Here is a 25,725-nt window from a genome sequence, read left to right as displayed (position 1 = left end):
ACCTACAGCTCTATGCTTACATCTCTCCAATAAATGCATATCTATTCTTTTACAAAATTAAGCAGTAATACAACGCATGCCCTTCATATAGGGTTGTAAAACATCTGGAACAATGATTGATCCATCAGCTTGCTGATAATTTTCTAAAACAGCGATTAAACAACGACCAACCGCTGTACCAGAACCATTAAGACTATGAACGAAATGTAATGTTTTATCACCTTTTTTACGATACCGAGCATTCATGCGTCTTCCTTGAAAATCTCCACAAACTGAACAACTGGAAATTTCACGATAACGACCCTGACCAGGAAGCCAAACCTCAATATCGTAAGTTTTACGTGCAGCAAATCCCATATCACCGGTTGAAAGAACCACCGTACGAAAAGGTAAATTAAGCCGTTTCAATACATCTTCTGCACACTCTGTCATACGCTCCAGCTCAATTAAAGACTGTTCTTCAGTGGTAATAGATACCATTTCAACTTTCCAAAACTGGTGTTGACGCAGCATACCGTGTGTATCACGACCTGCTGCCCCTGCCTCTAACCGAAAACAAGGTGTTAATGAAGAAAAACGCAATGGCAACTCTGATACGTCAAGAATTTCATTGTTTACTAAATTAGTTAATGGAACTTCTCCTGTAGAAATCAACCATCGACCATCTGTTGTCCGAAAGAGATCATCAGCAAATTTAGGCAACTGCGCTGCTCCATAGACAATTTCATCACGGACAAGAAAAGGCACTGTAACCTCTGTATAACCGTGCTCATCAACATGTAAATCAAGCATAAATTGACCTAATGCACGTTCCAGCAAAGCCAATGCACCTGAAAGAATTGTGAATCGCGCTCCTGACAAACGACTTGCTCGCTCAAAATCCATCTTCTTAAGATTTTTTCCAAGATCAAAATGTTCCTTTGGTGTAAAACTAAATACCGGAGGTTTACCAAAATGTCGAACGACAACATTATCGTTTTCATTCTCGCCTTCTGGAACATCATCCAACGGAATATTTGGAAGCCTAGAAAGAGCATCTTCAAGGCGCTTAGTTAACCGCTTTTCTTCCGCTGTAGCAGAAGAAAGAAAAACTTTAATTTCTTCAACTTCAGCTCTAAGACTTTCAGCCATTTTTGTATCACCTGCAGCAAAAGCCTGTCCAATTTCCTTTGAAGCAGCGTTACGACGCTCTTGCGCAAATTGCACTTTAGAAACATATGACCGACGCTCAAGATCAAATTGTATTAACTTGTTAGCTTGCGGCTCCATACCTCTGCTTTTCAGTGCTTTATCTAATTTCTCTGGATTATCACGAATCCACTTAATATCAAGCATAAAAATTCCTCATTTATATCGTGTTTGTTAATTCTCTATCACACAAAATATCAATTTTTATGAACAGGAATTTTTCTATTTTCTATGTAACAAGCAATTAAAATTGAGATCTCATACAGAACTATCGTTGGTAAGGCAACTGCAAACATAGTGACTAAATCTGATGGAGTTACTACTGCTGCAACTATAAAGGAGATAAGAATAGCCCACTTTCGTACAGACACCAACATATGAGATGTTACAAGACCAACTTTAGTTAAAAGACTAGTCACAAGAGGAAGTTGAAAAATCAAACCAAAAATCAATATAAATGATGCCATAAAGCTTAAATAGTCAGAAATACGAACTATAAATTCTATTTTAAAATGATCACCTGGAAGAAATTGTTGAGAAAGACTAAACCAAAGTATTATAGGTGCTAAAAGAGTATAGACAAACATACCCCCAACAAAAAATAGAACAGGGCCCCCAATAAGAAATGGTATAAACGCCATCCGCTCCTTTTTATAAAGCCCAGGTGCAATAAAGCTATACAACTGAAAAGCCGTATAGGGAAATGATAAAATAGCTGCTCCAAATGCAGAAAGATTCATTTTTGTCAAAAAAGTTTCCCACACTTGTGTTGACTGCAAACGAACACTTTCAGGATCACCCCCCGATATTTTGATTGCCCACTGATAAGGCCATATTAAAAAATTTAAGATATAATCCTTCACAAAAAAGCATAAAATGAATGCTATAAAAAACACAATCAAAGCAGCAATAATTCTTTGACGCAGCTCAATTAAGTGTTCTAAAAGCGGTGCCATATTAGCATCAATTTCATCTTTTTCAGAGCTCATAACGTATTTTTTCTACGTTTAGAAGTTATGGAAAATCTCCCAGACTGATGAGAATCAACAGATACTTTAAAATCTTCAATGATTTGTCTTTTATTATATCTCAAAGCTTCTGTATCTTTTTCTAACTTATGATTAATTTTGTCTGTATTCAAACTGTCGTACATATCTCCCACTACGCCGTGAATTGGATTTAAAACCTCCGTTAATTCCTTGCACGGATTAATATTTTTTCCCTCCGACAATGTCTTTTGCAAATCATCAAACTCAACTTGTTTCATAGCATTATCAAACTGATGGCGAAATTCATTTGTTGTTGAACGGACATACGCTATCGTCTTAGCCATTGTTTTCAACATCTTGGGTAAATCTTTTGGTCCAACGACAACAATGAGAACAAGTAAGATTACGAAAAACTCTGATCCATCAATCCCAAACATTGCTCATATCCATTTCCTCACTTTATTGCATTTTTATTACTTCAGATGCCTTATTTAGCAAGTATCTCATCTATTCTGGAGAAGAAGAGCCTTTCTTACGCGTTACTGCACGCTTTTCCGATAATGGCTGAGATTTAACATCAATTTCTTTTGAATAATCATCCCTTTCAAGCTTACCTTCAGTACTAGCATCTTCCTCCTGCATGGTCTTTTTGAAAGCTTTAATACCCTTAGCAACATCTCCCATTAATTCAGAAACTTTACCACGCCCAAAAAGCACAAGAATAACCAATAAAATTACAACTAAATGTGTTGGTGAAAAAATATTACCCATTACTCTCTCTCTATGCGTTTACATTTTATTTTCTCATATTTGACTTTGCAAGAAATATAGAAAATACAACCAAAACCTAAAACTTAAATGAGTCAATAATGACCAACTTATTTACACAAAAGCCAAAATATCTAAAAACTCTTCTCTTAAAGCAACCTCATCTGAATTATCTAATTTAGAAACTCTAATGCAAGCATTATATGCACGTTCCAATGCTTTTCCTTCTAAAAACAGAGTTGCATGTGCAACAGTAAACATCTCATCCAAATTGCCATTAAAGTGAAGAACAACATCACAGCCTGCTACAAAAACTTTACGCATTAAATCCGAAAAACTTGCCGAAAGATCGCTCTCTGAGAAAGCTTTCATTAATACATTATCTGACATTAAAAGACCATCAAAACCTATATTTTTACGAATAATATTTTCAACAACCATCTTAAACAACGTTGCAGGAACCTTATCATCAGTTGCTTCATAGACAATATAGGCAATCATAGCAGCAGGTAAATCAGCCAAATTTTTAAAAGGAATAAAATCATATTTTTCTAAAATATTTAACGATACATCAACATGCGCTAACTCACAATGAGTATTAGAAAGCGCTTGACCATGTCCAAGAATATGTTTCATCACCGGTAAAACACCTCCATCTAAAAGACCCTTAGCAACCGCACGCCCTAAAGCTATAACTGTTTCGCGTTCCTTTGCATAAGCACGCATTCCAATAATATCATGCGCTGCTAGCATCGGAATATCTAAAACAGGAAGACAATTTGCATTTATGCCAAATTTCATTAAATCAAAAGCATGAAGTCGAGACATAATCCATGCAGCACGAATATCCTTCTCTATATCTTTTTTATAAAAACTCCCCAAAACTTCAGCCTATAACGAGAAACTAAAGGTGGAAGCAAACGCTGCACCTTCCCACCTTCTTGATTAATAAAAATAAAGATATCATCACGCTCACTTACATCACGTAAAGAGGCGGTAAGCGCCTTAACATCATCTGCTTCACCAATATTACGTGCAAATAAAATAAAAGCCCAAGGCTTATGATCAACGATAAATGACTTTTCATCATCTTGTAGGAAAAGACCAGGAATACCTGTAACCATAGTCTTTATTTCTGACATTACTGCAATACCTTGCTTTTCATGTTAATGAATGCTCTTATAGCTCGTATATATCACATGAACTTTTAAAAGCTGTATTTTTTATATTATAATAACTGCTGTATGTGTTTAAGCATATAAAAATTAAAACTTGCGCCCTTACTTCAATGATCGATCTTAGTGCAAACCTATTTTCATCTCTTGCCCATTTCGTATAGCGTACATTTATGGATTATATAACAATTCTCTAAAAAAAACTAATCAATTAAAACGTTTTCTTGGTTCTACATCTGTATTAAAAAAAGATTTAAACTTCTAAAATACCATCTACACACAATCTAGAAAAACTATTGTATACAGCTAATTATCTCTAAACTATAAGTATTTAGAACAATGCTTCTATCCCATAACAAAGGAAATTGGGCACATGTATATTATGAGTTAATGGACGTCTCTTTACAGTTGATGTGCTTTAATCAAATTACTTAATAATATAAAAATTGTATTAATTTTACGATCGCATTTGATATGTAAAAAAAGATATCACTTTATTCATTAAGAACAAACATAATATTCTATAATAGCACTTAATCTATTAAAATGATTTTTATCATATATATTTTACTTAGCTTTCAATATCGTAAAACCTTATACGAATTGACTTAACTCCCAAAAAGATTTGTTAAAGAATCATTGATAAAACCGCATAAAAGAATATGCACGCTCATAGCAAGATCACAATAGAAAGATAAAAAGAGCCACGTTAATGTAAATCTTTATAATTTCATAAAAAATACTCTTTAAAGCAGTCAAAGAATTGTACATTATAATTTAAATTGCATTGTATAAGAATGCCTATAACTGTTAACATTGCCGGAAATTACTAGAAAATTTAAAAAAGGAATCTATGCTTAAGATACACAAAACACTCTCTTAAAAGCAAAGATGAACGCCTCATAAATTATGCTTTAAAGAACCACATTTATACTTTTTATAAAAAGTATAAACACATAAAATAGTATTTGAGGGAAAAGACACTTTATATGAAAAACACAAAATGCTTCGTAACCAACTAAGTGATTTTAAAAATAGTATGGTTTATCCTAAAAAAGAAGATCTGCCTTTTCTTGCTGATATTGTATGGGATAATGCAAATCAAAGAAAAGATGAAAATAAACTAAAAGGCTCTAAACTAATACAAGAATTTGTTAAACATCTTCCGCATAAACCAGGAGTTTATCGGATGTGTGATGAAAATGGCGACGTTCTCTATGTTGGCAAAGCACGTAATATAAAAAAACGCGTTTCTAGCTATGCTCGTGAACAGGGACATAACAACCGCATCACCCGCATGATTCGTGCAACATATCATATGGAGTTTGTTATCACCCACACAGAAACAGAAGCACTACTTTTGGAAGCAAACCTTATTAAAAAATTACATCCACGCTTTAATGTCTTAATGCGTGATGATAAAAGCTTTCCTTATATTATTATTACGGATGATCATCAAACACCTGCACTTTATAAACATCGTGGTGCTCGATCACGAAAAGCTCATTATTTTGGTCCTTTTGCTTCTTCAAATGCAGTCACACAGACAATCAATGTTTTACAGAGAGCTTTTTTATTACGAACCTGTACTGATTCAGTACTTGAAAATCGTACCCGCCCTTGTTTACTTTATCAAATCAAGCGCTGCTCTGCACCCTGCACACATCAAATTAACAACAGTGACTATATGGAGCTGGTTAAAGACGCTAAATCCTTTCTTTCAGGGAAAAGCCAATCAGTTAAAAATGATATGGTACAAGCTATGAATAAAGCTGCAGAAAATCTTGATTTTGAACAAGCAGCAACCTATCGCGATCGCTTATCAGCTTTATCTCACATACAAAGTCACCAAGATATTAATCCTCAAACAGTGAAAGAAGCAGATGTATTTGCAATTGCGCAGAAAGAAGGAATAACCTGCATTCAAGTATTCTTTTTTCGTATGCAACAAAATTGGGGAAATCGAGCCTATTTTCCTAAAGCAGATTCATCTTTTTCAAGCGCTGAAATTTTAACGAGTTTTCTTGCGCAATTTTACGATAATAAACCTATTCCAAAGCTTATCCTTTTATCTGAAGCAATTGAAGAAAAAACACTTCTTACAGAAGCGTTCAGCCTAAAAGCAAATCGCAAAATATTTCTATCTTTACCCAAACAAGGCGAACGTAAAGCTCTTGTTAATCATGCCTACACCAATGCTTATGAAGCACTTGAACGTAAACTTGCTGAAACAACCACCTATAAAAAAATGCTTAAAAGCATTGCCGAAATATTTCAATTACCTCATACTCCATATAGAATAGAAGTTTATGACAATTCTCATATTATGGGTACAAACGCGGTAGGTGCAATGATTGTTGTAGGACAAACAGGATTTATAAAAAATCAATATCGCAAATTTAATATTCGCTCAATCGATATTACACCTGGAGATGATTTTGGCATGATGAAAGAAGTCATTAAACGAAGGTTTTCCCGTCTTATTAAAGAGCATGGCATGCCTAATACAAAAAACAACATAAAAGATAATAGTGATAACTCATTTCCCATTTGGCCTGATCTCATGCTAATTGACGGAGGTGAAGGACAAGTAAAAAGCGTGCATTCAGTATTATCTGAATTAAAACTAAATAGCTTTATCACAATCGTTGGAATAGCCAAAGGTGCCAATCGTAGAGCTGGATGTGAAAGTTTTTTTATAAAAGGTAGACCATCCTTTAAACTTCCTCCACGTGATCCTGTCTTGTATTTCCTACAACGTTTACGCGATGAAGCTCATCGTTTTGCAATTGGAACACACAGAACTAAAAGAAAAAAAGAAGCTTTTAAAAATCCACTTAATGGAATAAAAAATATTGGCCCAACAAGAAAGCAAGCACTTCTTCACCATTTTGGAAGTGCTAAAATGGTTGCAGGAGCTTCCATTGAAGATTTAACGAAAGTTACAGGAATTTCTTCCAGAATAGCACAACAAATTCATAACTATTTTAATGAAAAATAGGGCTTGTTTCATAATCTTTGCATTGTTACGTTTATAAAATAAATTGTATTTCACAAAAAGTTGAAAATAGCTCTATGAAAAATCATACTTTTTCTTTTCCTAATATTTTAACCTATGCTCGAATTGTTGCAGTACCAATGGTTGTTGCATGCTTTTTTTTAGAAGGGCGATTACAATCAAGTGATATTGCACGCTGGATTGCTGTTTCTATTTTTGTAATCGCATCCATTACTGATTTTTTTGATGGTTACCTTGCCCGTATTTGGGAACAAACATCCAATATAGGTCGCATGTTAGATCCAATTGCAGATAAACTTCTCGTATCAGCCTGCTTGCTATTACTTGCCGCAGACAGTACTATTGCTGGATGGGCACTATGGGCAGCTATTATTATTCTTTGTAGAGAAATTCTTGTATCAGGATTACGTGAATATTTAGCTGAATTAAAAGTCAGCGTCCCTGTCTCCCGCCTTGCAAAATGGAAAACTTTCGTACAAATGGTGGCTATTACCTTTCTTTTAGCAGGACCAGCTGGTAATAAAATTATTCCTTATACAATAGAATTTGGTATCACTATGCTATGGATTGCAGCCCTTCTTACCTTATGGACAGGATGGGATTACTTTCGTGCAGGCTTGAAACACGTTATCCCATAAATATATTCATATAACTTTTCAAAGCATTTTGTAACTCAATAAAAAAATCCCGAACAGTACATTTATTATATTGCGGGACTTTTTTGCTAATTGCTTTTTATTAACCAACAATTTCCATCTCAGAAAACCAAAAAGCAATTTCTTCTTTTGCAGTTTCAGAACTATCTGAACCATGAACAGAGTTTTCACCTATCGATAAAGCATGCACTTTACGAATTGTGCCATCCTTTGCATTCATAGGATTTGTATCGCCCATTACTTCACGGTTTTTAGCTATTGCATTCTCGCCTTCTAAAACTTGTACAATAGTCGGGCCAGAAGCCATAAACTGAACCAACTCACTAAAAAATGGACGGTCTCGATGAACAGCATAAAACTTCTCAGCCTCACGTTCATTCATCCATACACGCTTAGATGCAACAACACGCAGTCCCGCATCCTCAAGCATTTTTGTAATTTCTCCTGTTAAATTACGACGTGTTGCATCTGGTTTAATCATTGAAAAAGTACGTTCTATAGCCATTTGACTACCTTTATTCTATTTATAATTATTTCTGGCTATTCTATAAAGAGCAAGAAGTCCTTTGCCAAGTGATTGAAATGAAAAATCCGTGCCAATGTTAAAATTGTATAATAGATTACAAAAAAAACTTTAGCGCCAAACACCTATAATTATTGACACTACCGTAACTATATCATTGACTCTATTTTCTTCAAAGCAGTGATGTATATTATTTTTGTTAATTTTTCCCAAATTTAAGTGTCTTAATAAATAAGACAAAAGAAAAGATATAAGCGCATAAATCAAACGGCTATCCCACAAAAGACTATCCCGATATCACACTCTTAAATCCCCTATGCTCAGCTATAATTTAAAAAGAAAGCATAGACCTAAAAACTATAGCGTATACCCAAACTACCTTGCAGTGACTGCTTAATCTTATGGCCTTTCGAATAATTAGCTTCTACATAAAACATTAATTTATCATTGATAAAGCTACTTAAACCAATCCCTAATTTACCCGCATTTCCAGATAAATCCGTGATAAATTTATGCTCTTTATTAATCGTCGTATGATTTTTATCTATATTTTCACGCAACCAAGCTGCCGTAACATAAGCCATTGATGGAGTAGTTGTGCTAAATTCATAGCCTATAGAAAATCCAACCTCACTACGTAGCGAAGTTAACCGGCTCATATCACCCAACATTTTATTAGAAAGCTTTATCTCCTTACCTTCAGCTTGTAGCCACGTTAACTGAGCATAAGGCTGCATCCAACTACCCTCTGCCATCTTAAAGCGATAACCTGTTTCAAATGATGTACCAAATACCCACTGATTATAATCTCCTTTAATAGATGAACCATTCGTAGAAACAGCCTGTAGATCATTGTTAAAATAATTATATTTAAAAACGCTGTCTAAATACCACCCACTCTGATCAAAATAAGTCGCATAAGCCCCTACACCATAGCTTTTTACATCACTTGTACCACCTCGTGCATGAATTACACGCGCTTGGTCATAGCTACCAAAACCACCAATATAGAATTCTCCACTGATGAATTCACTTAAACCATTAATACCTAAGACTATTCCTGTCTGCTCAAGCTTAAAATCTATATGACCTGTAGCTATATGCCCTTTATGCTTAATCGCCTGCGCCCATAAAGCAGAGTCTTTCTTGCTTCCAGTTAAAACTCCTCTTCCAACACGCAAAGCTTGCAACTCATTATAAAAAATAAGGCCAGGACTTACAGACATCGATAACACAGCATCTGTGGAAGGAGTTGTTAAGAAACCTGAGCCTTGTATCTCCTCCTTTGCTTTTGGGGGATGAGGCTTCTGATCACCGCCTTCTAGACGCTTAGAAACTTCACCAGACAAAGATGAAGAATCTGGAGACGGATGCTGTGGCTGTCTATTAGAAGATGGAGAATGGCCAGAATACCCACCCAAATGTGATACTCCATCAATCTGACCTTGCGGAGGAAGAACTACCGAAGAAACAGAAGATGGACGATCAGCTCTTAAATGACGTGGAGGACGTTCACGAGGCTTTTGCTCGCTACCATAATGACCACCAGAACCATTCCCTGTCTGGAGAGATTTTTTTTTAGAAGATGCTTTCTTACCCTTATCTGCACCAGAAAGAAAGTCCGGTATAGCCCTCTCTCCTGTATTAACGGCCTCAGAACGAGAATCTAAAGGATACGTATCACCATTTCTGCTCAAATACCAAATTTTATATCGACTCCCCCTCCCTTTTCCACTTTTAACCTTCTCATCTTTACTATACAAACCATACATATAAGCTCCACCATCAACGAAAGTAGCTCCTTTACCAACAGAGTTTTCTAGAGAAAAGCGAGCATCCCCATTTTTACTTCTATCAGTGACTAAAATAAGATCATGCTGTAACTCTGTAAGTTCAACACCAGAATCGGCAACGCTTATTGTATGATTACCACTCCCATTACTGCCAATTAATAAATAATTCCTACGCTGATTATTTTTCATATTAACGTCTAAATGAAAGTGCAAACGACCTGAAAGGTTCTCAACACGAAGCATTAAATGCCGCTCATCGTACGGAACAGAACCAAAACTTACATGTCCTTCACTACCACTTAAATTTTCAATATTAAACCAAGATTTATGTTTACTATCCTGCACACCGACAAAAAATAATTCTTCACCGCTCCGGCTCTCCACAGAAAGCTGTCCTTTTGTAATGCGATTTGCATCATCTCCAGCATACAAATATAGATGCCCACCATCTTTAACTGTTATTGTCCCATGAGATAAATTCGCACCCTGATGCATCCAAGAGCTTGCACCACCTTCAATTGTGAGACCATTAACTACCCCCCCAGGATATACTACCTGCGTAGCTCCACTCTGCAAGACAGTATCTTTAGCTACTCCCCCGTCTAAAACGTTTTGCCTCCCACCACCAAAAACCGTAGTCCCTGATGCAAAACCACCCTCTTTTCGATTACCTTTATAAATGTTTTGTTCCCCTCCTTTCTTAATTTTCGTAGACCAAGATTGCCCACCATCATACACATTCTGCTGCCCCCTAATTCCATTGGAACTAGAAGAAATTTCAGCCTCAGAAGCGCTACTTCTCCGTACAGACTTATCTAAATTATTATCACCTTTTTCCTCAAAGATGAACTGCCATCCCCCTTGAACGGCAGCATTTACTGAAGATCCTCCACGTGTAATCACCTGAATACCCCCCTCCTCAATAAAAGCTCCCATTGAATTTCCCTCAACAATCTCAGCAGCACCGTTCGAAATCTTCACATTCTTCCCAAAAATCTTACTGATCAATGCTGACCCCTCTGGCACCACTATACCCTCAAGAAACAAGCCATTATTCGACATATTCTTTAGTTGCTTATTACCGTTTTCAACAGCACCCGTTCCTTGCACTAAACAACTGCTAAACATCAATATTGAAAAACCTAATTTGTATTCACGCCGCATAATCCACACTCCATTGCTAATAAAGATAAGAATCCTGCAACTCTACAGGTAATACAACTAGTTTCTTTCATAATGTGTTTTATTTATGTCCCGTTATATAAGTTTATTTATAATGGATTTTACTAAAGGTAATAAACTTTAATCAGCAGATATAAAATATGTATTTAGCAACCTAAACACAAAAAATAAAATTAAATAAAAATGCAAATTATGCTTTCTATTCAAAGCATAATTTGCAAATATTAAAATATTAAATGAGGAAATAGACTGCCGATAAAGAATGGAAATGTGATACTATCTTCTACATCTATGTACTTTTAAAAGCATTGCATTCTTATCTTTTAGCCCGCAAAAGCTATATGCTCAAGTTAAAAAAATAAAACGTAATTAAAAACTATAGCGCACACCCAAAATTCCTTGAAGCGATTGTTTAATTTTTTGTCCTTTCAGATAATTAGCTTCTGTATGAAGAGTCAATTTATCATTTATAAAACTATTCAAACCAATTCCTAACTTTCCTGCATTTCCAGATAAATCAGTAATAAATTGATTCTTTCTATTAATAATCGTGTAATTATTATTGATATTTTCACGTAAAAAAGCCGCACTGATATAAGCCGTTAACGGAATATCTGTACCAACAATAAATTCATGTCCAGCCAATAACCCGACTTCGCTATGAAACGAAGTAAATGGACTTATATCACCTACCATTCCATTGGAAAGATTAATTTTTTTACCTTCAACCTGTACTCCTACTATTTGAGCATAAGGCTGCATCCAGCTATTTTGAGCCGCCATAAAGCGGTAACCTGTTTCAAATGATGTACCAAATGCCCACTGGTTATAATCTCCTTGAATAACTGAACCATTTGTTGAAATAGCCTGCAAGCCATTTTGATAATGATTTAATTTTAAAACACCATCTATATACCATCCGTAATTGTCAAAATAAGCCGCATAAGCTCCAACACTATAAGTATCTAAATTGCTGTCCCCACCCCGTGCATGTGCAATACGAGCTTGATCATAACTGCCAAAACCCCCAATATATAACTTTCCATACATCAATTCATTTAATTGATCAGCTCCCAATATTATACCTGTCTGTTCAAGCTTAAAATTTGTATGGCCTGTAGCAACATGCTGTTTACTCATAATGGCTGATGTCCACAAAGAAGTATCTATCCCATTCTCATTCTGAAAGCCTTTACCAAAACGATGAGTATTTTCTTTCCTTTTATCTAAAAACCCTCTTCCCATACGAACGACTTGAAGCTCATTATTAAAAATAATCCCAGGAGATACCGCTGTAGACAATACTGCATCCGTGGAAGGTGTCGTTAATAAATCCTCAAAAAACGATGAACTTACAGAGGTAGAAGGCAAAAACTGTGACTGTTTGATATGGTCCGCAGATAAAAACCAAGTTTTTCCATTCTCATCTTCTCTATTTTTCAAACTGTACAGATAAGCTCCACCATCAATAGCATTAATTTTTTCACCTGTAAGATCTGTTAAAATAAAATGTGCTTCACCGCTTTGATCAGTAATTAAGTCACGCTGTTTTGAAGTAGCGTCTGTAATTTCAACTCCAGAATCTGTAACACTCACTGTGTGATGACCTTCACCCTTCTTAATAAAAAGATAATCACCACGATCATGAGCAATAGTTGTGTTGAAACTGAAGTGTAAATTCCCTGAAAGACTGTTAACATAAAGCTGAGAATAATATGGATCAGATCCATTAAATGAAAAAATAACACTACCTTGACCACTTAATTTCTTTATGGAAGAACCTTTTTCATCGGATAAGGCTGTGATAGAATACAGTTTTGTATTTTGCCCATTTAAAATAACTTCTTCGACTGAAGTACGATCATGATCATCTCCAGCATCAAGATGAAGCTCTCCGGAATTACTCACCATTGTAGTGCCTTTTAATGTTGCACCAGCGCGTACTAATGATTTTTCTTCACTATTAATAGTTAAGTCTTCTACTTGACCATAAATCACAACATCATGGGGAACATTATCTTTAAGCTGTGCTTTAGCATTACCTTTTCTGAAGAATGTTTCAATATTTTTATTTGTAGCGACCTCGATAGACTTTCTTAAAAAGCACGATTCATCGTCCGCCTCTATAAGCTTATTACTTTTAGATGAGCTCGCATTTGCACTTAGCATTGTTTTCAAGCTTTTTTTATCATAAAACTCTTTCTTAGAAGCGATATGTCTTGAAGGTTGGCAAAAAAGCTGTGTATGAGCATTATCTGCAACTACATCTTGCACAAAACAAGTGCTGAGCATCAAAGCCCAACAATTTAACTTCCATTTATGTTGCATAATTATAATTTTCCCCTTTATATCTAGCTAAAATGCAATTAGCTCTGTAGAGTCCATTGTCAATCTAAAATTTTAAAAATCCCCCATAACTCATTATTAAAATTTAAAAAATTACTTCTGGCCATTGCGTTTCAAAGCAGTAATGTATGTTATTTTTATTAATTTTCCCCAAATTTAAATGGATTAATAAATAAGGCAAAAGAAAAGATATAAGCGCATAAATCAAACGGCTATCCCACAAAAGACTATCCCGATATCACACTCTTAAATCCCCTATGCTCAGCTATAATTTAAAAAGAAAGCATAGACCTAAAAACTATAGCGTATACCCAAACTACCTTGCAGTGACTGCTTAATCTTATGGCCTTTCGAATAATTAGCTTCTACATAAAACATTAATTTATCATTGATAAAGCTACTTAAACCAATCCCTAATTTACCCGCATTTCCAGATAAATCCGTGATAAATTTATGCTCTTTATTAATCGTCGTATGATTTTTATCTATATTTTCACGCAACCAAGCTGCCGTAACATAAGCCATTGATGGAGTAGTTGTGCTAAATTCATAGCCTATAGAAAATCCAACCTCACTACGTAGCGAAGTTAACCGGCTCATATCACCCAACATTTTATTAGAAAGCTTTATCTCCTTACCTTCAGCTTGTAGCCACGTTAACTGAGCATAAGGCTGCATCCAACTACCCTCTGCCATCTTAAAGCGATAACCTGTTTCAAATGATGTACCAAATACCCACTGATTATAATCTCCTTTAATAGATGAACCATTCGTAGAAACAGCCTGTAGATCATTGTTAAAATAATTATATTTAAAAACGCTGTCTAAATACCACCCACTCTGATCAAAATAAGTCGCATAAGCCCCTACACCATAGCTTTTCACATCGCTTGTACCACCTCGTGCATGAATTACACGCGCTTGGTCATAGCTACCAAAACCACCAATATGAAACTCTCCACTGATGAATTCACTTAAGCCATTAATACCTAAGATTATTCCTGTCTGCTCAAGCTTAAAATCTATATGGCCTGTAGCTATATGCCCTTTATGCTTAAACGTTTGAGACTACCACGAATGATTACTTTGAAACTAAATAGCCTTTTCTGTCGTACTAACATGAAGGAAGTATAATGATGAGAGCTCTTAATCATTCCAATTAATATCTTTGTAATTTGACAATTACCCCCATCTCCATAAAGCAAAGATATCCCAAATCATAAATCATAAATCATAAATCATAAATCGTATTTTTTTAATATACGAATAGGATAAATAAAATATATACATCGATCTTAAGTTTAGTTATTTAATTTCTACATGAATTTCTAAAAAAATATCATATGTATTATATTCATTCGCTCTTTTCTCTTATAAGACAACTTATATCATCTATAAACCAAACTTAAAAAGATTTTACATTTCGCACTCATAATATCCACCCCCAAGAGACACCCCATTGTTATACTATTCTCTGTTTTATTGCAAATCATCATGTTATAAGCATGAACTACCTTTTTCCCCTTCTATCATTAATACCCCAAAGCCCATGCTTTATCACTTCACATTTTTAATAAAAATTTAGCGTATTTAAATTTATTTTTAAAAAAGTCGCATAAAAAAAATAGTGCAAATTGCAATATATGCTGTAAATCATAAATATAAAAACAGACAATTAAGGATATCTTAATTATACGTATAGAACTTTTAATATCATAGTATCTTGTATTAAATAAGAAAATAATATTATATCAAATACGTTTTTTTTATCCTTTATAGAAAATATTTTTATAGAAGCTATTTATTTATTTTTTTTGTTATTATATTTAAAATAGCATCTTTTTTGCATTCAAATCTTATAACATCTATAACATAATCACCTGCGCTTAGTATATTGTATTAATTGCTTTAATGCGTTGGAAACATGATAATATTGACTCGACACTAATCTGAAATTTTTATAGTTAAGATGTCAGTTTCGTAATTTGATTTGTTATACATTTAAAGGGACATTATATTCATGTCTACAAACTCAGAAAGACAAGACATAAACAAAAAAAATTCTCCTTATCGAATTTTGTTTGCAAGCCTTATTGGTCCAACAATTGAATATTTTGATTTTTATGTTTTTGGGACCGCGGCAGCTCTCATATTTCCCTATTTATTTTTTCCAGATCAAAATAATCAATTTGCTATTTTGCAATCTTTCTTGATCTTTGGAACAGCTTTTTTCTCACGCCCACTTGGATCGATTATTTTTGGACATTTTGGAGACAAGATTGGACGAAAGAAAACCCTTATTGCAGCTCTTCTTACAATGGGGATATCAACAGTTGTAATTGGTATTCTTCCTACTTATGAAACAGCTGGTTGGTGGGCTCCCTTTCTTTTAACGTTATGCCGTATCGGTCAAGGAGTGGGATTAGGAGGTGAATGGGGTGGTGCTGTTCTTCTTGCAACAGAAAACGCTCCTCCAGAAAAGCGCGGTTGGTACGCAATGTTTCCTCAATTAGGCGTTCCAATAGGCTTGTTTTTATCTATTATAGTGTATTTAGGTCTCCTATACTTCCTCAGCCATGATGAACTTTTAGCATGGGGATGGCGTATACCTTTTATTTTTTCAATTGTTCTTATGATGGTGGGATTATGGGTTCGTCTTTCAATAAATGAAACCGCTGAATTTAAAAAAGCTATTATACGAGAAGAACGCGTTAATTTACCTATAATAGATGTCTTTTTTAAGCATTCTCGCACCTTATTTCTTGGTACATTTGCCGGTATGACAACATTTATTTTATTTTACCTTGTCACTGCATATTTGCTAAGTTATGCAACAAACCATTTAAAATTGCCGTTTGATAAGGCTCTTCAAGCAGAAGGGATAGGTGCTATTTTTTGTGCGATTTTTACCATCATAACCGGAAAACTCGCCGATCGTATTAGACGAAGAACTTTGATGATTGGGGTTACAATAATCACTGGTCTCTATTCTTTCATAATTCCTTACTTTTTGAGCTCTGGCATCACTGGAGTCCTTGCAATGTCTATTATAGGTTTATCAATTATGGGTATAGTATATAGCCCTCTTGGTGCTGTTTTAGCCTCACCGTACCCAACACATGTCCGGTATACTGGCTCCTCTATAACATTTAATTTATCTGGCATTGTAGGAGCATCTCTTGCACCGTATATTGCGGAATATCTAGTACAACATTTTGATGCCTCCTATATTGGCTATTATTTGTTCCTTTCTTCCTTTATTTCGCTTATTTGCTTTGTTGGATTTACAGATGATGAAATATCTAACTAAAATGCAATAAATAAAAATAAAATAAATGCTGGCAGCAAAAATGCTGTCAGCCTCATTTTTAGAGACATGGGTTGAGGTATACTCAACCACAAAAGTGCAGCAAACAATGTGCTCAAAAAAAAGAATAAAATATCCGCGATACTGCTAATATACGTAACAGAGAAAAATCGTGACAAAATATGTGTTTCACCCAACAATAACACACAAAAAAAAGCTAACATAACAGACCATGAAATAAGCAAAATTCGATCAACTATCATTATTGTTCCATTCAAATGCTTTGATTGTAGATCATATCTTTATTCCATTTTTTCAAAAAATAATAACAAAGACCAACACTGCTCTTTCTTTTTCAGTAATGAAGAATCTTGAATCATTTTTTCCAAAGCTTTATAAAAATAACAGATGTTATGTATATCAAGCTTGTTGTTTTTTCCAACAACGTTCTTCATCTTGTTTCCAATAAGTTAAATTATAATTTTTCATTTTATAATTTTTCCATTGAGTACGAACCAAACTTAATTGCTTATCATTTCGATCATCGAATATCACCACAAGCCGTTGATATGCATTAATATCTGAACATATTGCTCCTTCAACTAAAAAACGTATCTTTGAATTATTAGGATTGTCCTGTCTTGTGGTAATAAATACAGGCTGCAAATTGGGGTATTGATGATACTCAGTTCCATGCCCAATAAATGCTGCCTCATCATAAACCCATAAATGGGCATCTATAGCATCTCGCTGTTCTTCACTCACACATTGTATTGTTACCTGACCAAACCGTGCCAATGCTCGTTCCACAAGTGTTGGCAAAACATCTTCCAACTGTGACTGTACCATATGATAAAAAAGAATATCCACCTTTTAGCCCTTATTAATTTTTACCGTACTTCCATACAAAAAGTGGTTTTAAATAGGAATAATTTCTTCTTTTTATGACCGTTTTTATCACCAACTTTTACTTTATGAGCGTTAAAGAAAAAAATAATCACTTAAAAGTTAATAAAACAGTTTTTTTAAGGCTTTTTTTTAATCACACTTGAAAATACAATATAATATATGGCAAACTGAATTATAATCCGCTGGGGCTCTCCTTTATTATTTTTTAGTGTAAATACACACATGTATGAAAGCAGTTTTTAATTTATTCTACTTTTGAACTCAAAACAGTGTAGAATATTGTTTTTTTAATTGAGGATATTACCTATAGTCCATGCGTATTATTGAGTTATACATCCTGAAGCGTGTTTTTATACTATTTAGTTCTGTCATGATCGTGGCAGTAGCCATTAGTTGGACTGTTCAAATTCTTGCACGAATTGATTTTCTTACAACAAGCAGACAAACATTTCTAACAGTTTTACACTTTTCTCTTTCATTAGTTCCCTCTGTTATTTTTCTTGTGATCCCATTTGCACTGGTAATTGCAGTCACAACAACCCTTTCAACAATGAATCAAAATTCAGAGCTTGCGATTATCAGTACCTCTGGACTACCGAACAGTACTGTTTGGAAACCAATTTTTTTTCTTGCTATCATTACATCATGTATATCATTTACTATAGTAAATTTTATTGCTCCTCAAGCACGTTTTAATATGCGACAAATGCTAGCAAGCGCTCATTCTGATTTTATTAATCTTTTTATTCGTGAAGGCAGCTTTCAAAAGTTAACGAATAACCTTTACATAGAAGTTGGTGAACAAAATCCGAATGGAACTATCAGCCGCCTTTTTATTGCTGACCAGCGCGATCCTAAGATTAGTATCTTTTATTATGCAACAAAAGCCTCCATTCTTAGTAATAAAAACGGCAACTTTTTACTTCTCAATAACGGTGAAATAGAGAGAATCAATTATCACAATGATAAAGCTTCTATCATTCAATTTAGCTCCTATATCTTTAATTTAGATGAGTTCATCCCCAACGACAAAACTATGACTATTTACCCTAAAGATAGGCCTCTTTCTTACTTGCTACATCCTGATCCAAGAGACCCTTATTATCAGAAAAATCCACTCCGATATAGAGCTGAACTTCATCGTAGATTTACAGAATGGCTTTATCCAATTGTTTTTGCATTGATTGCAATGGCAGCTGTAGGAGATGCATCTTCATATCGCCAAGCACGTATATCTGCAAATTTTTCTGCTATTTCTTTTTCTTTTTTTGTATATTGGATGAATTATTTTTTTGCTGAAAAAGCTAAAAATAATCTTGCGTATATTCCTTTTCTTTATATGATTCCAGTAGTCGTGAGTGTAATCGTTTTTTTCATGCTCTTAACAAATCGTAAAATTGATTTCTTCACAAATTCTATCGAAATTATTCGAATAATAATGAAAAACCTTAAAAATAAAAAATCTCAACATCCATCGAGTGATCAATCATGATGGGATGGACACTTGGGCTGTATTTTTTTATACGTTATTTCAAAATGACTTGCTGTTTTTTCTTAAGCACTTTTATTATAGCTTTTTTAATCGATTTCACAGAAAACTCTAACCGACTGGCCTACCTTCCTCACTATACAGCAAAAAACGCATTTTTTATCTCACTTTTGCGCATCCCTTTTATCATGCAACAAATCATCCCCTTTATTGCACTATTTTCCGCAATGGCAACGCTGATCTCATTTAATCGGGCATTTGAAATTGTTGTGACTCGTGCAATCGGTATTTCTGCATGGCAATTTCTCATGCCCGCCTGTTTTGGAGCTTTTCTTTTTGGATTACTCTCAATTTTTCTTCTTAACCCACTTGCCGCATGGGGATATTCTCAAGTAGAAAAAACGATGGCTCAATTACGTGGCAATAATGCATTAACATCTGTCAACAACATACACATCCCATGGTTAACGCAACGTATCGGTTCCGATAGAACAACCATTGGTGCTAGATACATTACAGATCGAGGCCTTTCTTTAATCGATGCAACCTTTGTACAATACAATAATAATGCAGCAATCAAAAATTGGATTAATGCCAAAAAAGCAACACTAACAAATGGAGCTTGGCTATTAACGAACGGAACAATCTACAAAACAGGTCATAACCCTAAAAAATTTACTGAGTTTCAAATACAAACAAACATCAAACCAGAATTTTTAACTGAATACTTAGCGGATCCTGCAACAATTCCATTTTATAAATTACCAACTCAAATTATGATTGCGCGCTCATTTGGCCACTCTGCTAATCATTTTAACATGTATTTACAATCATTGATTGCATTACCAGCATTACTTGTCGCAATGACTCTCATTGCAGCAACTATATCTTTGAATTTTACGCGCTTTGGACAATCTGGACTATTGATCCTAAGCGGAATAATAGCAGGATTTGCTCTTTATGTTGTTTCTAGACTTGTTCAAGCTTTTGGAAATGCTGGGTACATTCCACCAGTTATAGCTGCATGGTCCCCAGTTGTTATTGCATTGTTTTTAGGAATATCCTTTTTACTTCATAAAGAGGATGGCTAGATGAAGTTGCTTCTGAATAAACAAACCATAAAAAAACTAAGTATCCTAATAATAAAGAGTTTTACTGGTTGTCTCTTAAGCATATTCTGTTTTTGTTATGCACTTGTACAAAATTCTACTTCCCTTGCTCAAAACTTCATCTCAAATTCGATAAGCCCTATTCTGCTATCCGCAGATGAGCTCATCTACAATCATGATACCAATATTATTTCTTTACAAGGAAATGTTCAAGTCGAATATGATGGGAATAAAGTTGTCGCTAAAAAAATGATTTATAATAAAAAAACAGGACGTATCATAGCGCAAGGAAATGTTGAAATTATTCAGAAAAATGGAAATAAAATTCACTCTAATCATATTAATATAACAAAAGATTTTGGTGAAGGATTTATAAATTCTTTACGCATTGATACAGCTGATAATATTCACTTTGCAGCAGACAGTGCTACACGTAGTAATAATCAGATAACAATCTTCAATAATGCTGCCTACACAGCATGTGAACCTTGCTTATATAAATCAGACAAGAAAATCTTATGGAAAATTAAAGCAAAAAAAATTATATGGAACAGCGCTATCAAAAAAATCCGACTTGAAAATAGTCGTTTTGAATTTTTTGGTATACCACTTATAAAGCTCCCAACTTTTGAGCTTTATGATCCAACTGTAAAACGTATTAGCGGTCTTCTTGTCCCTCATTTTTTTTATTCTGATCATCTTGGCACGGGTGTGAAAAATTCTTATTTTTGGAATCTAGCTCCCCACTACGACTTTACGCTTTTTTCTACACTTTATACACAACAAGGAGTTTTAACGGAAGGTGAATGGCGTCAACGTTTTAAAACAGGAAATTACAACCTTCGTTTTGCTCATATATACCAATTTAAACCTTACAATTTTGACAAAAACACAATTGATGCACAACGTACGAACCGTTACATGTTCGCAACAAAAGGCGATTTCCGTCTTAATACACGATGGACCTATGGATGGGATATTTTTACACAGTCCGATCAAAACTTTAGCCGAACATATAAACTTGAAAACTACAGTAATCCTGTGCAGCTTTCTCAGCTTTATTTAAATGGTCTTGCTGGTAAAAATTACTTTGATATGCGCTTTTACCATTTCAAGGTTCAAAATATGTTTAATAATAACTATAATGAACATGCCTCTGAGCAAGCATGGGTTTTGCCCCGTATAAACTATTCCTTTAGTCCTAATGAATCGATTTATACTGGATTACTTACTTTTCATAGCAATATGCAATTAGTTCATCGCCGTCATACTGATTTCAACTCTACTTACTGGAATAACCACCCGATTAATGCCACTCAGCCGCCTGGTATCGCTGGAAATAATTTTCGTTTAACAAATGAACTAGAATGGAAAAAGCGATTTAATATGCGTAACGGATTAATATTAACTCCTATCCTTTCCTTGCGTACTGATATTCTTACAATAAATGCGCAAAAAAAACAAAATGCGCAAAAAAAACACGATAATTATATAACAAATGATACCTCACCAGCTATCCGAGGGATAGCGACTGCAGGTTTAGAGTTACGTTATCCTTTCTCCATAACATCTGGCAACTCTACATATATTATGGAACCAATAGTACAGTTTTTTATGCGTAATAATGAGCGATATATCGAACAAATTTCCAATGAAGACGCACAAAGCTTTATATTTGATGCCACCACTCTTTTTCAACGTAATAAATTTTCTGGTTATGACCGTGTAGAAGGAGGAACAAGAGCAAACATAGGGATAAGATATTCTGGAAATTTGAATGATAATTGGTTTCTTAATGGCCTTATTGGGCAATCTTTTCATCTTGCAGGAAAAAATTCTTTTTCAGAAGGAAATCTTAATAATTCTGGTCTTGAAGCAACACGTTCAGACTATGTTGCAGCGCTTAGCGCTAATCATAAAAACAATTTTTATATGGAATTTCGTGGACGTTTTGATCAAAAAACAGGGAAAATTCGCCATAGTGAAATTGAGGCATTGCAAAAATGGAAAAATATTTGGGCCTCTGCGCAATATGCTTATATTCCCAAAGAGAATGGTCATGAATATACTAAAAATCGGCAAGAAATTTCTTTTCAAACTGGTTTTAAATTAGCTGATTACTGGTCTGTTGGTGGCAATGCTGCATATGATTTAGTATCTGGTACTTTCGTCAAAAGAGGCATTAGTGTTAATTATAGAGATGAATGTTTTACTTTAACATTAAGTTATCAGCAAATAACTAATCCAAATAAAACCGCACCTTTGCAAAATCTTAACTTTTCTCTTTCATTGCATACAGTTTCAGATATCGGAAAAGGAATAAAATCAGGTTTATGGAAAGAGAATTATAAAGTACTTTAACTTATCATTGTTTTTATACAAAAAAAAATATATTTAAAATAATCGATGGGAATTGATAAACACTGCAAAGGTTTACTCACATGATCAAATTAAAAAAACGTATGCTTGCTTTATTTTGGATTGTTTCTGTTAGCGTAAGCTGCATATTGATAAATGGACTTTTTATTTTACCAATCTCTGCTCAAATTACAGTTGTTACTACAGTTAATGGCAATCCCATCACAAATTATGATATCCAAAGACGCATTTCTTTTTTAAAGTTGCAACAAAAACAAGGTAACCTCGCAACACAAGCCAAGAATGAGCTCATTGATGAAGTCCTTAAAAGCATGGAAGTGAAGCGTCGCAACATGGATGTTAGTGATAATGAAGTTGATAGTGCTTTTGAAAACTTCGCAACACAAAATCATATGACCATTGACCAACTTAACCAAATTTTGATCCAAAATGATATTACAGTACAGCACTTTAAAAATTATATTCGTGGGCAATTAGGATGGGGGCGCCTTGTTAGTGCTCGCTATCAAGCAGAAGTTGGTATGATTACTGAACAAGAAGCTGTACGCAGAATTTTAAAAAATGGCGGTGTAAAGCCATCAACAAATGAATATACATTACAAAGAATTATTTTTGTTATTCCAGCACATCGACGCTCGCAAATCTTTGAAAAACGCAAAAAAGAAGCAAATGATTTTCGCGAACATTTTCAAGGATGTGAAAATGTTAAAAAACAGGCTAAAAATATTCTAGATGTTACTATTCGCAATTTAGGAAGATTTTTGGAGCCGCAATTACCCACAGAATGGGAACAAGATATCCGAGCAACAGCCACTGGAAAAATGACAAAATTACGGGAAACAGCATATGGTATTGAAGCACTAGCGATCTGTAAAATAAAAAGAGTTTCTAATGACCATGTCGCTCAACTTATATTCTCAATTCAAGACAATAAAGAAAAAGGCCCGCAAGAACTTGAAAATTTAAGCGAAAAATATTTAAAAGAATTGCGGCAAGAGGCATATATTCAAAGTTTATAATGGCTGTTCTTGTAGTTAGTGGTGGTGACCCTTCTGGTATAGGTCCTGAAATAGCTCTAAGAGCTTGGAACTTGCGTACTTCATGTCAAGTTCCACCTTTTGTTCTTTTAGCTGATCCGGATATTATTCATTCGCGTGCTCAGTTTTTAAAAATCCATGTTGAAATAGAGTTATCTGTTTTTACAGACAACCCTGTAAAAATTTTTCAAAAGGCTCTTCCTATAATACCACTAAAAAACCGGCAACATAATCAATTAGGCTTATTTTCTCCAGAAAATGCTCCTGGAATTATTGAGTCAATTGAACGCGGCGTTCAATTAATTAGAAATGGCCGTGCGTGCGCACTTGTTACCTGTCCTATTTCTAAAAAAAGCCTTTATGAGGCTGGATTTGAATTTCCTGGACATACAGAATTTTTAGCTCATTTGGCTCAAAAAAACTATGGTCAATATTATCATCCTGTCATGATGTTAGCGGGACCTCAATTGAAAACAGTACCAATTACCGTTCATATTCCATTCAGTAAAGTTCCTTCAAATCTTACTAGTCACCTAATCGTTCAAACTGCACTTACTGTTGAAAAAGACTTAAAAACACGATTTAAAATTATCTCTCCACGTTTAGCTGTTGCCGGTCTTAATCCCCATGCTGGAGAAGAAGGTGCAATAGGAAAAGAAGATATAGAAGTGATCACCCCTGCTATTGAATATCTTAAAAGTAAAGGACTAAATATTATAGGTCCACTACCTTCTGATACAATGTTCCATGATTGCGCAAGAAAAAAATATGATGCTGCTCTTTGCATGTATCATGATCAAGCTCTTATCCCTGTTAAGACATTAAATTTTGATACCGCTGTCAATATCACTTTAGGATTACCTTTTATTCGAACTTCTCCTGATCACGGAACTGCTTTTGATATTGCGCGCAAAGGAATAGCTTCTCCCAATAGTTTCATTTCTGCTTTAAAGCTTGCAAATCGACTTGCAGAAAATAATTTAATGCCATGCCAATAAATAATCTTCCACCTCTCCGTGAAGTAATTAATATATATGGATTGCGAGCTAATAAATCTTTGGGACAAAACTTTCTTTTTGACCTTAACTTAACATCTAAAATTGCTCAGCAGGCAGGTAATATAGAAGGAAAACCTGTTATTGAAGTTGGCCCTGGGCCTGGAGGCCTCACACGTGCCCTACTAGCAAAAGGTGCTATTGTAACAGCAATAGAGCGTGATGAACGCTGTTTACCAGCTTTATCAGATATAGAAAAACACTATCCTACAAAACTAAAAATTATTTGCGATGATGCACTAAAACAAGACTTCTCCCAGCTCTTTAAAACATATCCAGAAAAACCGCACATTATTGCAAATCTCCCTTATAATATCGGAACACAACTTTTACTAAACTGGCTTTTGGTTGAACCATGGCCCCCTTTTTATGAATCAATGACGCTGATGTTCCAACGAGAAGTTGCAAACCGCATTATCGCTACACCTCGATCTCCGCATTACGGACGTCTTGGCGTTTTAGCTGGCTGGCGTACTATCGCAAAAATTGCTTTTGATATCCCTCCCCAAGCCTTTATACCATCTCCTAAAGTAACTTCTTCCGTCGTACACATCATTCCACGTACTCAACCCCTCTCCTGCTCTACACAGAAGTTAAGTTTTATAACAAAAATTGCTTTTGGACAAAGACGAAAAATGCTTCGCCAAAATCTTAAAACTATCGGAGGTGAAAAACTTTTGGAAAAAGCTGGTATTGATGGAAAACGCCGAGCTGAAACATTATCCATTTCCGAATTTGTAACTCTCGCTAACCTATTGATTTAAAGTTTAATATTTTTTATTAGTTTGTAATTTGATAATG

Annotated in this window: 17 protein-coding genes and 3 pseudogenes; 9 read left to right on the top strand and 11 right to left on the bottom strand. The window is 34.7% G+C overall.

All coding sequences use genetic code 11. The features are described 5' to 3' along the window. Nucleotides 1-57 precede the first annotated feature (57 nt). The 5 genes and pseudogenes from serS to V5N68_RS05190 all read right to left on the bottom strand — a co-directional run bounded on the left by serS (nt 58) and on the right by V5N68_RS05190 (nt 4,087). Nucleotides 58-1,335 (bottom strand): serine--tRNA ligase, encoded by a 1,278-nt coding sequence (gene serS / locus V5N68_RS05210; RefSeq protein WP_332066126.1) that lies wholly within the window; start codon nt 1,333-1,335, stop codon nt 58-60. 50 nt (nt 1,336-1,385) lie between these two features. After that, nucleotides 1,386-2,177 carry a twin-arginine translocase subunit TatC gene (gene tatC, locus V5N68_RS05205; protein WP_332066125.1) on the bottom strand — a complete coding sequence of 264 codons (792 nt, stop codon included), beginning with the start codon at nt 2,175-2,177 and terminating at the stop codon, nt 1,386-1,388. After that, entirely contained in the window at nt 2,174-2,614 is a 441-nt protein-coding gene (gene tatB / locus V5N68_RS05200) for a Sec-independent protein translocase protein TatB (protein ID WP_332066124.1), read from the bottom strand. Before tatB ends, tatC begins: the two co-directional genes overlap by 4 nt. Before the next feature lie 70 nt (nt 2,615-2,684). Continuing rightward, a complete protein-coding gene (locus tag V5N68_RS05195; RefSeq protein ID WP_332066123.1) occupies nt 2,685-2,948 on the bottom strand; it encodes a twin-arginine translocase TatA/TatE family subunit in 264 nt (87 codons plus the stop codon). A 111-nt stretch (nt 2,949-3,059) separates the two neighbouring features. Beyond that, nucleotides 3,060-4,087: pseudogene (locus V5N68_RS05190) on the bottom strand (glycoside hydrolase family 3 N-terminal domain-containing protein). Between the two features lie 1,036 nt (nt 4,088-5,123). On the opposite strand from V5N68_RS05190, the gene uvrC reads away from it, so the two are divergent. Together uvrC and pgsA are read left to right on the top strand one after the other, a co-directional pair. Further along, a complete protein-coding gene (uvrC, locus tag V5N68_RS05185; RefSeq protein WP_332066122.1) occupies nt 5,124-7,121 on the top strand; it encodes an excinuclease ABC subunit UvrC in 1,998 nt (665 codons plus the stop codon). Between the two features lie 74 nt (nt 7,122-7,195). Further along, the gene (pgsA, locus tag V5N68_RS05180; RefSeq protein WP_332066121.1) at nt 7,196-7,777 is read left to right on the top strand and encodes a CDP-diacylglycerol--glycerol-3-phosphate 3-phosphatidyltransferase; all 582 of its coding nucleotides are present in this window, start codon (nt 7,196-7,198) and stop codon (nt 7,775-7,777) included. 100 nt (nt 7,778-7,877) lie between these two features. Here pgsA and ndk read toward each other — a convergent pair whose 3' ends face one another. From ndk to V5N68_RS05160, 4 genes and pseudogenes are all read right to left on the bottom strand, one after another. Continuing rightward, nucleotides 7,878-8,300 (bottom strand): nucleoside-diphosphate kinase, encoded by a 423-nt coding sequence (ndk, locus tag V5N68_RS05175; RefSeq protein ID WP_332066120.1) that lies wholly within the window; start codon nt 8,298-8,300, stop codon nt 7,878-7,880. Between the two features lie 368 nt (nt 8,301-8,668). Next, complete coding sequence (gene bafA, locus V5N68_RS05170; RefSeq protein ID WP_332066119.1) at nt 8,669-11,275, bottom strand: BafA family autotransporter; 2,607 nt, start codon at nt 11,273-11,275, stop codon at nt 8,669-8,671. 387 nt (nt 11,276-11,662) lie between these two features. Further along, a pseudogene (gene bafA / locus V5N68_RS05165) lies at nt 11,663-13,288 on the bottom strand (BafA family autotransporter); the annotation flags it as partial. A gap of 642 nt (nt 13,289-13,930) precedes the next feature. Further along, a pseudogene (locus V5N68_RS05160) lies at nt 13,931-14,695 on the bottom strand (autotransporter outer membrane beta-barrel domain-containing protein); the annotation flags it as partial. 964 nt (nt 14,696-15,659) lie between these two features. Here V5N68_RS05160 and V5N68_RS05155 point away from each other — a divergent pair. Then, the gene (locus V5N68_RS05155; protein WP_332066117.1) at nt 15,660-16,949 is read left to right on the top strand and encodes an MFS transporter; all 1,290 of its coding nucleotides are present in this window, start codon (nt 15,660-15,662) and stop codon (nt 16,947-16,949) included. Here V5N68_RS05155 and V5N68_RS05150 read toward each other — a convergent pair. Continuing rightward, nucleotides 16,946-17,209, bottom strand: a complete 264-nt coding sequence (locus V5N68_RS05150) for a hypothetical protein (protein ID WP_332066116.1) — start codon at nt 17,207-17,209, stop codon at nt 16,946-16,948. The two genes, V5N68_RS05155 and V5N68_RS05150, sit on opposite strands and share 4 nt — an antisense overlap. A gap of 157 nt (nt 17,210-17,366) precedes the next feature. Further along, a complete protein-coding gene (locus V5N68_RS05145; protein ID WP_332066115.1) occupies nt 17,367-17,816 on the bottom strand; it encodes a DNA polymerase III subunit chi in 450 nt (149 codons plus the stop codon). 352 nt (nt 17,817-18,168) lie between these two features. On the opposite strand from V5N68_RS05145, the gene lptF reads away from it, so the two are divergent. The 6 genes from lptF (at nt 18,169) to rsmA (ending at nt 25,688) form a co-directional block, all read left to right on the top strand. After that, the gene (gene lptF / locus V5N68_RS05140) at nt 18,169-19,347 is read left to right on the top strand and encodes an LPS export ABC transporter permease LptF (RefSeq protein WP_332066114.1); all 1,179 of its coding nucleotides are present in this window, start codon (nt 18,169-18,171) and stop codon (nt 19,345-19,347) included. Further along, nucleotides 19,344-20,435 (top strand): LPS export ABC transporter permease LptG, encoded by a 1,092-nt coding sequence (lptG, locus tag V5N68_RS05135; protein WP_332066113.1) that lies wholly within the window; start codon nt 19,344-19,346, stop codon nt 20,433-20,435. Before lptF ends, lptG begins: the two co-directional genes overlap by 4 nt. Beyond that, nucleotides 20,436-22,814: an LPS-assembly protein LptD gene (locus V5N68_RS05130; protein ID WP_332066112.1), complete on the top strand. Its 2,379-nt coding sequence runs from the start codon at nt 20,436-20,438 to the stop codon at nt 22,812-22,814. It abuts the gene before it with no gap. 80 nt (nt 22,815-22,894) lie between these two features. Further along, a complete protein-coding gene (locus tag V5N68_RS05125; RefSeq protein WP_332066111.1) occupies nt 22,895-23,851 on the top strand; it encodes a SurA N-terminal domain-containing protein in 957 nt (318 codons plus the stop codon). Then, nucleotides 23,851-24,867: a 4-hydroxythreonine-4-phosphate dehydrogenase PdxA gene (pdxA, locus tag V5N68_RS05120; RefSeq protein WP_332066110.1), complete on the top strand. Its 1,017-nt coding sequence runs from the start codon at nt 23,851-23,853 to the stop codon at nt 24,865-24,867. Before V5N68_RS05125 ends, pdxA begins: the two co-directional genes overlap by 1 nt. Next, nucleotides 24,858-25,688 carry a 16S rRNA (adenine(1518)-N(6)/adenine(1519)-N(6))-dimethyltransferase RsmA gene (rsmA, locus tag V5N68_RS05115; protein WP_332066109.1) on the top strand — a complete coding sequence of 277 codons (831 nt, stop codon included), beginning with the start codon at nt 24,858-24,860 and terminating at the stop codon, nt 25,686-25,688. The genes pdxA and rsmA overlap by 10 nt, the downstream gene beginning before the upstream one ends. The last annotated feature ends 37 nt before the right edge of the window (nt 25,689-25,725 follow it).

The organism is Bartonella eidoli, from assembly GCF_036576145.1.
In the GTDB taxonomy this organism is placed as follows: domain Bacteria; phylum Pseudomonadota; class Alphaproteobacteria; order Rhizobiales; family Rhizobiaceae; genus Bartonella.
Note: the sequence above shows the minus strand (reverse complement) of the source record. Positions and strands in the feature narration are given on the sequence as shown.